Here is a 12863-nt window from a genome sequence, read left to right as displayed (position 1 = left end):
ATTACTCCATGGCATCATCGGGGGTGAAGACGACGGCGCCGGCGGCATCGCGATCGGCGCGAATCCGGCGTGGCAGCGGGTGGCGATGGAACTCGTTCTCGAGCAGATCCATCTGATAGCCGCCTGTATTGGCGAAGAGCAGCAGGTCGCCCCGCTTCGGCCGTCTATGGAAGGTGAGCAGCCGGTTGGTGACGACGTCATCGTCGAGGCAGCTATGGCCAGCGATGAAGGCTCGCATCGGCAAGACCTCGGCCTCGGCGCCACCATCCCGGGCGATATGGATTGGATCGACCAGGAATTCGGAAGCGAACCAGGTCTCGCAGGCGCTGAAGCTGCTGCCCTCGACGAAAACGACGTGGGTTCCGCCCGGCAGCGCCTTGACCAGGTTGACCCTGAAGACCGAGACTGCCGCCTGATCGGCAAGGCTGCGCCCGGGTTCGATCGCAAGCGTGAGCGCTTCGGCCTTGAGCAGCTCGGCTAGCGCAAGCCCCTCCCGGCATGGCGCTGCCAGCAAGAGCTCGAGCCACTGCGCCGCATCGACCCGACTTCCATAGGGGTAGAAGGACTTCGGGATCGTACCGTTTCGGTAGTGCCAGTCGCTCTGTGCAGCGAGGTAGTCGTCATAAACTTGCGCGGCGACGTACTGGATCGGCAGCCCGCCGCCGATATCGATCAGTTGCGGATCGAGCCCCAGGGCGCGCGCCTCGCGGACGAAATCGATCAGTTCTGCGACGGCCTTGACGCGCCCGTCATACTGATAGCCGCTCAAATGAACATGAAAGCCCTCGAAGGCGAAACGGCCGGGCTGGGCGGCGACGAGACGCAGGCACTTGGAGAAGGAGACGGCTCCGATCCCGAAACGACTTGCCGTTGCGCTCGCAGGCCGGTAGCGCAGCAATATGCGGGCCGGGCCGTCGCTGCACTCGGCAAGCAAGCCGTCGAGTTCCTGCAGTTCTTCGATGGAATCGACCGAGATGAGCACCTTCCGGCGGATCAGCTCCCGCTGGAAGTCCCGGGTCTTGGCTGGTCCCGAAGCGCAGACGAGCTCAGGCGGGGTGCCGGCATGCAGCGCGTCCCGAAGCTCGTACGGGCTCGATATGTCGATACCGATCCCGGCGCGGGCCGCGGCCTCCACCAGGCCCGGGGATTTATTGACCTTGGCGCCATAGAAGATGCGGAATGGGACGCCGCTGCTTTGCAGGACACCAGCCAGCCTGCGAGCGTTGTCCTGAAGAATATCGGGCCAGACGATATTGAGCGGTGAGCCGTATTGCTCGACAAGCGAAAACAACGTGTTGGGGGCGTCCTGGATGAGCGCGTTGATGCGCGGGTCCAGAATAGGAGGAAGTGTGTCCGGCTGCCACGATCGCGGGCGCAGGGACTGGCGGATATCGTCGAGAACTAGGGCAGTCATATCCCGATGCCTCGTTGAGATTGGTGGTGAAGCCGTGCCGGACGCACTCGTTTCGGCCTTGGCGGAGCCCGCGTTTCTGGGGGGCACGCACGGCTACGACAGCGGGTTGAGCTGGTGGCCGTTCGCCGTCACCGGATACCTTGGCGGGACGGTTTCGTCAGGGCAGGCGAAAGCGTCCCTCCCCAGTAGTCTGAGTGGGATTGCGAGCTCCGCTTGAGCCGCTTTCAGCCGATGACGGGTCGTTTTGATCTGAAACAGCCTGCCCGAGAGGGCGGCGGCGATGACGCTGTCATAGGTTGGTACGACATCCTCCCGCCAGGACGAGAGCTCGACCATCCCGTCCTCGTATGAGACCAGCAGGCAGGGCACATAGTCGAGGCCAAGCCGCAGGGCGACCTCGCGCCGGTGGTGGCCGTCGAGGATCGCCAGGCTGCCCTTGTGAACCAGGAGCGGGACTCGCCAGCAATCCTCGGATTGGATCTTGCCGTAGAGCGCTTCGACGGCGTGGCGGTCGTGATCTTCGGTGGGCCGAAGCCGGCCCGGCTCGCAGAAATGGAGTTCCATCGCAGGCACCTCGATAGGCGGGTAGTCGTGTCAGTGGGGAACGGGAAGGGCGTCCTGCTGCAGGACTTTCCTGGCCACTTCGATCAGCGGCAGGTCGACCATCGCGCCGTCGACCTGAATGGCATGGTTGCCGGATGCGGCCGCATCGATGACGCGCTGAGCCCAATCGAGAGTCTCGCGGCTGGGCTGGAAGGCACGTTCTACCGGCGCCACCTGCGCGGGGTGGATGCAGAGTTTGGCGGCAAACCCCAGCGAGCGGGCATGGGCGGCGTCTGCCAGCAGCGTTTCCGCCTCCTTGAACGCAGGTGTGACGCCATCGATCGGCGCCGGCAGTCCAGCGACGCGGGACGCGAGCACGATACGGCTGCGGGCCAGCAAGAAGGCCTCGTTGGTATGCTGGCATTGGGTGTCGAGCGAGAAGTCGAGCGAACCGAAGGCGAGGCGGGCAACACGCGGCGCGGGGGCAATTCGGTCGACGCCATGCAGGCCTTTGGCGGTCTCGATGATCGCGACCACATGCGCCGCGCTGTTCCAGCTCGCGAGCCGCTCCGCCACGTGCACGAGCACCTCGGCGGATTCCACTTTCGGCAGCATGATCCCGGCGCAGCGCTCGGAGGCGCCGAGACCGGTGAGCCAGTCGAGATCCTGCTTCAGGCCGGCGACGGTGTTTCCGTTGAGGCGGATATAGCGCAGGCAGGCGGAGGAGGGCGTCCCCTCGTGCCAGGCGCTGATAGCCGTGCGTGCGCTAGCCTTACTGTCCGGGTGGACTGAATCCTCCAGGTCGAGGATCACGGCGCCGGGACAAGCGGAGACCGCTTTGTCAAAACGCTCCGGCCGATTCCCAGGAACGAACAGATAAGAGACCGGTGGCTGCATCTGGATCTTCCAAGCTGGTGCGCGCCCACTCCAGGGCTTTCCGCGATCACCGGAATGCGACCGGTGATTGCATCGCGATGTCGGTCAGGTTGCCATGATGGGTGTGGGCGACACCATCCTCTCCAGGCTGATAGCTGATTCTATGGAATGATTGGGAGCTGCGATTTCTTTCGCCTCGGAGCTCCAATGCGACGCTATATGTAATTGAAGCTGCGATGTGTCAATGCACCAATGAAGTGTTTGCCAGATAAATGTTGTTTTTAGAAATTATCTAAAGCAAATAACGTCACGTAAGCTCATCGAGTATCTATGAAAACGATTCAGTATTATAAAATTTGAAATATATTAGAAACCGATTCCCATAAATACTGACTTGACAGGCGTCGAAGCGGGTGATTTTCATCCGCGGAGAGCTCCGCCGCTTCGCATCCGCTGAAGCTATGGCAGGGCTTGGGCGTATCCCCCTTAACTACCAATGGTTGTGGTTGCGAGATGGAAGAAGCTCGGCTCGATCGATCAAGTTCATCGCCTTGGCGGGCGCCGCGGCTGCGCAGGCACGCGCAATGACGCAGCTTCATGTCGCAATCTGTGGCGCTGGCCGGACCGGGCATCTCAACGCTGCCCTGTTTGCCCGACGTCCCGGCGTCCATGTGTCGTTGCTGACACGCAACGAAGAGGTGGTCGCCCGGCTGCGCGGCGGCGAAATCACGGTTCAGTTGCCGAATGGCGAAGCCTTCAGCGCTCGGCCGGATTTGGTGACGATGGATGCAGCAGCGGCCGTCGCCCAAGCCGATGTGGTAGTGGTCACTGCGCCGGCTCACGTCCGACCTGCCGTGCTGGAGGCGATCGCAGAGCATCTCCCGCGTGACAAGCCGGTCCATGTCGGGGCGATCCCAGGCTTTTGCGGCTTCGACTGGCTCGCGGCCGAAGCGCTGCGCGGCCGCCCCAATGCCGTGATCTGGGGTCTGAAGGACGTGCCGCATACGGCCTTCGCCCTCGATCCCGGAAAATCCATCCGCATGGGGGGAGCCAAACAGGAGCTGTCGGTCGGCACCCACCGGCGCGAGAGCCACGAGCGAAGGGGCGAGCTGCTCTCGTATCTGCAAGCGCTGTTCGATGTGCCGGTCGCGCTGCTCGACGACTACATGGAAATCACCCTGACGCCGGGCAATCCAATCATGCACAGCTCCGTGATTTACGGGCTGATCGGGCCGTACGCTCAATGGCATGGCCGGTCGATTCCGGATCCGCTGTGCTGGTGGCGCGACTGCCCGCAGCTCGGTGCCTATTTTCTCGAGCGAATGGACGAGGAGTGTCTGGCGCTATGCCGCGCTGTCGAGAGCCGCTTCGGGCTGGATCTGGGCTCGGTCAAGCCTCTCAGGCAGGAGATCGTCGAAGCCTATGGCGACCAGATCGCCGATGCCGGCACGATGCTCTCGATCCTGCGGACCAATCGGGCCTATGACGACATTCCCGCTCCGCTCGTGCCCATCGCCGGCGGCGAGGGCTATGCCATCGATCGCGAAAGCCGGGCGTTCCACGAGGATGTCGCCTATGGCCTGGCGCTTCTGGTCGAGATGGCGCGGCGCCTGAACGTCAGGGCGCCCCACCTCGAAGAAATCTTCGCCTGGAACGTGTCCTATATGGGCGGGCTGAGAGGCTCGTCGCTCGCGTATTTTCCCCCTGATTGGCCAGGAGAACCGCAGTGAACCACCACCTGCCGCCGCCCGCTCTGCCGCAGAACGATGCTCGGCCGACATCCGCTGACCAGGGGAGCCTCGTCTATTCGCGCCGGAACGCCCTGAGGCGCCTGATCCGTTGCCTGTTCGCCGAAGGCATCGTTGACCGGCGGATGCTCGTCCGCTCGCCCGGCGGACGCTCGGCCTGGCTGCCGCTCTGGCGCCAGAACGCGATCCTGTATTTTCCCGAGATCTGGTTCGCCCCGGCCTGGACCGTGATCAACCATGGTCCGGTCATGCTGATCTCGGGCGATTCCAGCCAGAAGGTCATCGATGACCATGCCGAGTTGATCGACCTTCTGCGCGACTCCTTCGATTTCGCGCCGAGCGACGAGGGCATCGCCGGCCTCAAGGCCGACATGGAGAACAGCATTCACAACGATGTTCAGGCCCGGCGCCAACGTGCGGCCTGGAATGGTCGGATCGAGCACGGGATGCGTGCCGCGGGCGTCTCGAATCTGCCCGACTATCTCCGCAGTCGGCACAGCCCTCGCGGCGCGGCCATATTCCTGGACCAATGGGGCGCGCTGGAGGGGCATCCCTATTACCCGACCTGGAAAGCAAGGCCTGGCCTCCCTTCCGAGGAAGTCTCACGGCTCTCGCCCGAATTCGATGCGCAGGTCCAGGTCCGCATCGCCGCGCTGCGCGCCGACATGGCCTATGTTGAACACGTGCTCCAGGTGGCCAGCTACCGGGACTGGTTCGCTGCTCATTTTCCGGAACTCTGGCAGGACTGGCAGACCGGGCTGGAGGCAAGGGGGGTTGTCGAGGCGGATTGGCTGCCTCTGCCCATTCATGGCTGGCACCTCGAGGCCTTCGTCCGCGGGACCTACGCGGCCGAAATCGAGGAGGGGGTGTTGATCCTCGATGGCCCGGACCTCCTGACGCGGCCAAGCATGTCATTCCGGACCATGATGCCAGGCGAGCCTGCCGATGCGCCGTTCATCAAGCTGCCGGTCGCGGTCTGGATGACCAGCGAGCAGCGCAGCCTTCAGGCCAAGTCGATCCAAATGGGGCCGCGGATCAGCGCGGTGATCAGCGCGATCCTCGAGGCCGAGAGCGGCTTCGACAACATGCTCGATATCTTCCCCGAAGAGGTCGGCTTGTACTACAAGCATGCCACCCGTCAGGACGATGCGCCAGGGCGGCATCTCTCCGTCGTCTATCGGTCGACGCAAGCGGCCTTCTCCCTTCCCGACGGCAGCTTGCCGGTTACGGTCGCGACCTTGTTCACCGGCTTGCCCGGGACCGGCCGGCCGTTCATCACGTCCTTGATCGAGGGTGACGGATCGCGCGCTTCGCAGGCGGCGGTCGAGGCCTTCTTCCGGGACTATGTCCGGGTTGTGACCCGGCCGGTGGTCGCGATCTACCTGCTCTACGGGATCGCGCTCGAGGCGCATCAACAGAACACCACCGTCGTCTTCGAGGCCGGCAATAAGCCCGCTGGCCTGCTCATCCGCGATTTTGGCGACGGCCGCACCTTCGCGCCCTGGCTGAACGAACGCGGATACGCGCTGAAACCCTATGTCTATCAGGGCATCCTGCCGACCGTCTTCAGCGGCGATGTCGAACCGGTACGCATGTTCGTGCTCGACGCCGCGTTCGTCAGCCATCTCCATGAGGTCGCGCTCGTCCTATCGGATGAGTACGGCTTCCAGGGCCCGCGCCTGTGGGAGGTCCTGCGCGAGGAGACTGAAGCGGCGTTCGACGTGGTCAAAGAACGCGTCGAGCCCGGTCGCTGGGAGCAGGAACGCGAAGCCTTCCTCGAAGAACCCTGGCCAACGCGATCCTTACTCAGGATGCACATGCAGAAATATTCCGACTACCGGGTTCAGCACGGGCTCAAGAACCCGCTCGCCAAGATACCAAGTTAGGCGTCGGCAACGTTTGAACTTGGTCAGCGGCGCACCAGATATGACGCGGCTTCAGCGGAGTCTTTGACGCTGCCTCCGGGCTAACTATATCAAGTAGGGCCGCACAAGCGATGTGGCGATGCAGCCGAAAACAATTACAGCGTCCCGGCATGCCTGCCTCGACACCGTCCCTATAAAGTCGGCGACTGGTCTACGCTTCCGGGCGCCCCTGAAATCCTGACGACGTAGGTCAGACTGAACATTCCAGAAGTCGGCTTAGGCATGATCAATTCATTTCTTCGATTGGGCCAATAACGCACCACGCTGCCATCCTCAGTTAAAAGATAAGCACACAACCCCGCGCGGTGCGTTTGCTCGATCGCTCTGCGATGGAATTGCTCAAGTCTCTCTTCGACGATGCGGCCCACGTTGCGCTCCCATGTTCTGTTGAAGCGCTAGAGAGACGCAGTCTGGCCCAAGGTATGTGGCACGGATCACAGAACGAAATGCGTGGGCCTTGGGCGAGGCGCAGCGAGCCTTGATGGACGCGAGACGCTCTGGCCCTGACGATCGTCCGCCGAAGCTAAGAGATAAGCCCGTAGTGGCGGCATCCCCGCAACCGCCCGGATCATTCAACGCCTGACCCGTCGTCGTCGGCAGGCCTGCCGACCACAGTTCCATAATCGGCCGCGCCATCACGCTGAATCGCCTATGTGCGGCACCTCACAGACGAGATGCCCCTTGAGCCGCCACAACGCCGCAACACCGCCCGAGGAGGCGGCGGACAGAGCAATGGAGCGGCACAATGCATGCGTTGAAAGGCGATTTTCTTTCCGACATCGACAGCCTGGCCGACATGCTGCGGCCTCGCACCAAGTCGATGCTCGACCGGCTGGTCGGACGCATGGCCGTTGGCCAGATCTTCGGCGAGCAATTTCTCTATGAGGTCCACGGCCCCTTCGTCCCGCCTCATCGCAAACCTGCCCGGCGCCCTCTGACGACCAGGCTGATCGAGGCGCTGTCGGGACGGCTGCGCAGGATCGCCCTCGGGGCGCAGATGCGCCACGCGGCAAGCGCATTGTCGGGCCTCGACGACAGGATGCTGAAGGATATCGGCATCAGCCGTTCGGAGATCGAGTTCAGCGTTCGGCACGTCGATCCGCGGCCATGACCACTCACTGCCCGGCGCGAGGCCCCCCGAAGCGCCATGCCCCCCGTTCATCCGAGCCTACCGAGCGAACCTCACAGGGAGAAACATCCAATGTCCACCATGCTTCAAGCCGCTGCCCCGCAGAAGATCGACCACGAGGCGATCAAGCTCCGCCAGCATGGCGCCTGGTCGTCCGGCGACTACGCCATCGTCGGAACGACCCTGCAGATCGTCGGCGAGCGTCTATGCGAGGCGCTTGATCTGCGCAGCGGCCAGGCCGTGCTCGATGTCGCCGCCGGAAACGGCAATGCCAGTCTCGCAGCGGCTCGCCGCTGGTGCGACGTCACCAGCACGGACTATGTCGCAGCCTTGCTCGAGCGTGGCCGCGAGCGTGCCGCGGCCGAGCGCCTCGATATCGCCTTCCGCGAAGCCGATGCCGAAGCGTTGCCTTTCGCGGATGGCCATTTCGACGCGGTCATGTCCACCTTCGGGGTGATGTTCACGCCCGACCAGGAGCGCGCGGCCGCAGAGCTTCTGCGCGTCTGCAGGCATGGCGGCAAGATCGGCCTCGCCAACTGGACGCCGGACGGCTTCATCGGTCAGCTCTTCAAAACGATCGGGAAGCATGTCGCGCCTGCTCCCGGGCTGCGATCGCCCGCCCTCTGGGGCACCGAGGAACGCTTGGCCGAGCTGTTCGGTTCGGCTGGCGCCTCGGTCCAGACGACGCGGCGCGACTTCGTCTTCCGCTATCGCTCGCCGGAGCACTGGCTCCAGGTCTTCACCAGCTATTACGGACCGGTGCTCAAGGCGTTTGCGACACTGGATCCGCCAGCCCGGGAGGCACTCACACAGGATCTGACGGCGCTGGTCGACCAGTTCAACCGATCGGGCGATGCGACCATGGTGGTGCCGAGCAGCTATCTCGAGGTCGTCGTCACACGAGGGCTGAATTGAGTTCGGCCGCCTCGGTCCGCGTCTGTGCCCGGGCGGCTGCTCCAACCACACGCTAGCGCGTCTTTCGCATCGACGAAGCCAGGCCGCTCGAACTGAGGATCCACGACCTTCGTGGCTCCTCAGATCGGCCCCCCGCGGACTGGTTCAACGACACGGCTTATCCGGCATGATATAAGCGCATCTGTGCAGGTTCGGCGCTTTCCGACCTGCACGGATCTCGGTCGGAAGGGGAACGGCCGTGCGGTTCATGCCCTGCTTCTTGCGCCAGACTGTTCCAGCGACGCGGCGCGAGACCATCGCGCTGCTCGGCGCGATGGCGGCATCGACGATCTCCGCCCGTGCGCAGCAGAAGACCACGCCGGTCATCGGTTATCTCGGCTCGGAATCGCCCGAGCCATACGGCAGTCGCCTCGCTGCCTTTGCCGAGGGCCTGGCCGAAGCAGGCTACGTCGACGGCCGCAACGTCGCGATCGATTTCCGCTGGGCCGAAGGCCAGTACAGTCGATTGCCGGCGCTCGCGATGGATCTGGCCGATCGTCAGGTCACCGTCATGGTCGCGCCCGGTGGTGCGGAGGTCGCGCTCGCCGCACGATCCGCCACCAAGACGATCCCGATCGTCTTCGAGATGGGTGGCGATCCTGTTGCGCTCGGCCTGGTCGCCAGCCTGTCCCGGCCAGGTGGCAATCTCACCGGTGTGAGCAGCCTCAGCGTGGAAGTCTCGCTCAAACGGCTGGAGTTCATGAGCGAGCTGTTTCCGGCCGCCAGGACTTTTGCCGTCGCCGTCAACCCTAGGAGCCCGACCTCGGCTTCGCAATCGAGAAACCTGCAGGCCGCCGCGAGCAGTCTCGGACTGGAGCTGCGTCTCCTCAATGCCAGCAGCGAGCCGGAACTGGAGACCCTGTTCGCGGCCGTATCCCTGATGCAGCCACCCGGGCTGATTTTCACGTCCGATCCCTATTTCGCCTACCGAAGTCGGCGCCTCGCCGAGCTTGCCGTACGTCATAAAGTACCCGCCATCACCCAGGCGCGAGATTTCCCGAACGCCGGCGGCCTGATGAGCTATGGCGGTGATTTCCGGCAGTCGCACCGCCATACCGGGATCTATGCCGGCCGGATCATCAAGGGTGAGAAGCCCTCCGATCTGCCGGTCCAGCGCGTGACGAAGGTCGAGCTGTTCGTCAATCTGAAGGCGGCCGGGCAGCTCGGACTGACCGTGCCGCCTTCGATTTTGAGCAGTGCAGACGTGGTGATCGAATAAACTTGGCCGGAAAGCCGGCGCATGAGCTGTCACGGTGACTCAACCGCCATCCGCTCCACGGAGCTCGCTCTTCGCGAAGTATTTCATCGCGCTGTTCGCGGCGGTCGTCGTGCCCCTTCTTGTCGCCGGTGGCAGCGAAGCCTGGTTCGGCCATCACGACCAGAAGGCCAGGCTGAACGACCTTCTCGAAGCGGAAGCCCGGTCCGCCGCTGCGAAAATTCAGGACTTCCTGGACGGGATCCGCGATCAGTTAGTGTGGACCGTTCAGCTGCCATGGTCTGACGGCGCGGATGAAAGGCGCAGGCTCGACGCCTTTCGCCTTTTGCGCCAGGTGCCTGCCGTGGTCAGCCTGACCCTTGTCGACGCCACCGGACGAGAGCGCCTGTTCATATCGCGCATGGGACTCAACAAGATTGAGGGCGGCACGGACCACTCGGCCAGCCCAGCGCTCAGAAACGTCAGTCCGGGCGGCGCCTGGTATGGCCCGGTTACCTTCCATGCCGGCTCCGAACCCTTCTTGACCATTGCTGTCGCCGGCACCCGCTCGGCGGTCGGCGTGGCGGTCGCCGAGGTCAATCTCAAACTGATCTGGGACGTCATCTCGGCGATCCGGGTCGGCCGGACCGGGAGCGCTTTCGTTCTCGACCAACCGGGGCGCCTCATCGCTCATCCCGATATCAGTCTGGTCCTGCGAGCCGACCAGACCGCGATACGGCCACTCCAGGCACTCAGGGCGAGGATTGCGGCGCAAAGCGGCCAGGCGACCTCAGGACGCGACATCGGTGGCCATATGGTTCTGGCCGCAATGGCGCCGATACCCGGCGTCGACTGGAGCGTCGTCGTCAAGCAGCCGGTTGCCGAGGCTTTCGCGCCGATTTATGCGGCCCTGTGGCGGACGGGCGCCTTCCTCATCGTCGGTGCCGGCCTCGCGGCGGCGCTGGCCTACTGGCTCACACAACGCATGATCGAGCCGATCCGCGTTCTGGAAGAGGGCGTGGCGCGGATCGGCGCCGGGCAATTCGATCACCGGATCGACATCGCCACGGGCGACGAATTCGAGCGGCTGGCGACACGCTTCAACGAGATGGCCGGCGATCTGGCGGTATCGCAGGAACGCTCGGAACGGATCGGCCGGCTCAAGCGATTTCTCGCGCCGCAGGTGGCCGAACTGGTCGACCGCTCCGGCGACGACAGCGTGCTCGACGGTCGGCGTATCGAGGTGGTGGTCGTGTTCGGCGATCTGCGGGGGTTTACCGCCTTTTCGGCGCGCGCCGAGCCCGAAATCGTCATGAGTTTCCTCAGCGAATACTACGACGCGCTGGACCGGGTGGTGATCGACCACGGCGCCACGCTGACGCATTTCTCAGGTGACGGAATGATGGTCCTGATCAATGCCCCGGTGTCCCGTCCAGATCCGGCTTTGTGCGCCGTCAATATGGCGCGGGACATGCAGAAGACCGTCCAGTCCCTCTTGCGCGATCGACAGACGTTGGATCACCGTCTCGGCTTCGGGGTCGGGCTCGCGATGGGGCCTGCGACCGTGGGGCGTATCGGCTCCGAAGGTCGACTCGAATACACCGCGATTGGAACCGTTGTGAATCTTGCCTCGCGCCTGTGCGCAAGCGCAGGCAATGCCGAAATCCTCGTCGATATGGCCGCTGCGGAGGCAGCCGGCGGGCGGGCGCCTCTCGTTGAATTGGATGCGCGCGTCCTGCAGGGCTTCGACCGACCAATTCGGGTTTTCGCTGCGGACGAAGCGGCAACCGGGTAAGCGCGCAAGTCGAGCTGCGGTGTTTACTGGCGCCACTAGGCGGCGTCGACCTTTGCCAGACGCCGCAGATCGTCGATATCCTGGATCAGCAGTCGTCCTCGCCCCAACGAAATGACGCCGCTACGCTTCCAGGACTGGAGGTGGCGGTTGACCGTTTCGCGCGTCACGCCGGTGAGAGATGCCAGTTCTTCCTGGGACGCATGGACATCCGTGCCGTAGTCGGCGGCGAGCACCAGGATGCGTCGCGCGAGCCGGATTGCGGAAGGAAGAAATGTCGTTTCTTCCAGCCGGCCGATGACATCGCGCAGCCGGGCGCAGAGGAGGTCGATCAGCTGCAAGGCGATCGGCGGCTCACGATTCAGCAAGTTCAAGAAGTCGTGCCGCGGCAGGAAGAACATGTCGGTGTCTTCCATCGCCACTGCATCAGCCGTGCGGGCCTGGCCGTCGAGCAAGGTGATTTCGCCGAAGACGTCGCCGCCGCCCAGGACGTTCATCGTCATCTGCTGGCCGAGATCATCCACTGTCCCGATGCGGATCAAGCCACGTCGAATGGCATAAAGCCCGTCACCCGGATCGCCCTTGAGGAACAGAATCTCCCGCGCGGCCAGATGTCGTTGCCTGCAGATAGCCGCGATCTTCTCGAGCGCACTCTGCTCGAAGCCCGCAAAAAACGGGTTCGCCGTCAGAATACTCACGATGCGATGAGAGACATCGCTCATCGAAGGCCCCCAGAATTTCGACCGGGCCGCCGCAGCTTCAACAGGCTGGAACGGCGCAGAAGCCAAGGCGATAGGCCACCGTATCCGTTTGCGACCATATGCGGCCGATATCGAGCGGAGCAAGACAATGCCGAATGGCTTGGTCTGTCACAACACGTTCTTGCGGCTATCAACTCTCGAACCGCTGCGCGAGACCGTCCCCACACGCGTCGAGCAATACCGGTCTCTGGCTCGCATCATTTGAGCGGCCCGGAAGCTTCACCCGCAACAGGCTCGGCTGCCGGCCTGACGAATTCTCGGTATGCGTCGGAAGACTAAAGCATCAGGACACCCAGGAGCAGACATCACCAGAGTCCGCAAGGGGCCAGCGCGAGCCATTGAGGCGGGTCCTCAACTGGCCTGCCGGTAAGCGGACATCACCGAAGTCCGCTATTGGCCGATGTCGTTGAAAAAGTCGGCCTGGAGAGCGACGCGAGAGCGTTTCGGATTTGGCCGATCGAACCTCGGCCTCTCATGCCGGCCTGAGCTGCGGTCCCTTCGGCAGGAGCTTGGCGAGTTTCCTGAG

10 protein-coding genes are annotated in these 12863 nt (G+C 63.6%); 6 read left to right on the top strand and 4 right to left on the bottom strand.

The genetic code is table 11. The features are described from left to right. Position 1 precedes the first annotated feature (1 nt). The 3 genes from B6S44_RS04645 to B6S44_RS04635 all read right to left on the bottom strand — a co-directional run bounded on the left by B6S44_RS04645 (position 2) and on the right by B6S44_RS04635 (position 2854). Complete coding sequence (locus tag B6S44_RS04645; protein ID WP_129155613.1) at positions 2–1414, bottom strand: Y4yA family PLP-dependent enzyme; 1413 nt, start codon at positions 1412–1414, stop codon at positions 2–4. Between the two features lie 93 nt (positions 1415–1507). Beyond that, complete coding sequence (locus tag B6S44_RS04640) at positions 1508–1978, bottom strand: ParB N-terminal domain-containing protein (protein WP_129155612.1); 471 nt, start codon at positions 1976–1978, stop codon at positions 1508–1510. A gap of 30 nt (positions 1979–2008) precedes the next feature. Beyond that, entirely contained in the window at positions 2009–2854 is an 846-nt protein-coding gene (locus B6S44_RS04635; protein WP_129155611.1) for an HpcH/HpaI aldolase/citrate lyase family protein, read from the bottom strand. Positions 2855–3246: 392 nt separating this feature from the next. On the opposite strand from B6S44_RS04635, the gene B6S44_RS04630 reads away from it, so the two are divergent. The 6 genes from B6S44_RS04630 (at position 3247) to B6S44_RS04605 (ending at position 11579) form a co-directional block, all read left to right on the top strand. Then, complete coding sequence (locus B6S44_RS04630) at positions 3247–4563, top strand: NAD/NADP octopine/nopaline dehydrogenase family protein (RefSeq protein WP_248309447.1); 1317 nt, start codon at positions 3247–3249, stop codon at positions 4561–4563. Then, on the top strand, positions 4560–6467 hold the full coding sequence (locus tag B6S44_RS04625; RefSeq protein ID WP_248309446.1) for an IucA/IucC family protein: 1908 nt from the start codon (positions 4560–4562) through the stop codon (positions 6465–6467). The genes B6S44_RS04630 and B6S44_RS04625 overlap by 4 nt, the downstream gene beginning before the upstream one ends. 784 nt (positions 6468–7251) lie before the next feature. Further along, positions 7252–7617, top strand: a complete 366-nt coding sequence (locus tag B6S44_RS04620; RefSeq protein ID WP_129155610.1) for a DUF1127 domain-containing protein — start codon at positions 7252–7254, stop codon at positions 7615–7617. Positions 7618–7707: 90 nt separating this feature from the next. Continuing rightward, the gene (locus B6S44_RS04615; RefSeq protein ID WP_129155609.1) at positions 7708–8550 is read left to right on the top strand and encodes a class I SAM-dependent methyltransferase; all 843 of its coding nucleotides are present in this window, start codon (positions 7708–7710) and stop codon (positions 8548–8550) included. A gap of 313 nt (positions 8551–8863) precedes the next feature. Next, the gene (locus B6S44_RS04610) at positions 8864–9808 is read left to right on the top strand and encodes an ABC transporter substrate-binding protein (RefSeq protein WP_129155608.1); all 945 of its coding nucleotides are present in this window, start codon (positions 8864–8866) and stop codon (positions 9806–9808) included. Positions 9809–9842: 34 nt separating this feature from the next. Next, on the top strand, positions 9843–11579 hold the full coding sequence (locus tag B6S44_RS04605; protein ID WP_129155607.1) for a cache domain-containing protein: 1737 nt from the start codon (positions 9843–9845) through the stop codon (positions 11577–11579). Between the two features lie 35 nt (positions 11580–11614). Here B6S44_RS04605 and B6S44_RS04600 read toward each other — a convergent pair whose 3' ends face one another. Beyond that, a complete protein-coding gene (locus B6S44_RS04600; RefSeq protein WP_129155606.1) occupies positions 11615–12298 on the bottom strand; it encodes a Crp/Fnr family transcriptional regulator in 684 nt (227 codons plus the stop codon). Between the last annotated feature and the right edge of the window lie 565 nt (positions 12299–12863).

The sequence above is a fragment of the Allobosea sp. Tri-44 genome (assembly GCF_004123845.1).
GTDB lineage: Bacteria > Pseudomonadota > Alphaproteobacteria > Rhizobiales > Beijerinckiaceae > Allobosea.
This window is presented reverse-complemented; position numbering and strand designations above follow the sequence as displayed.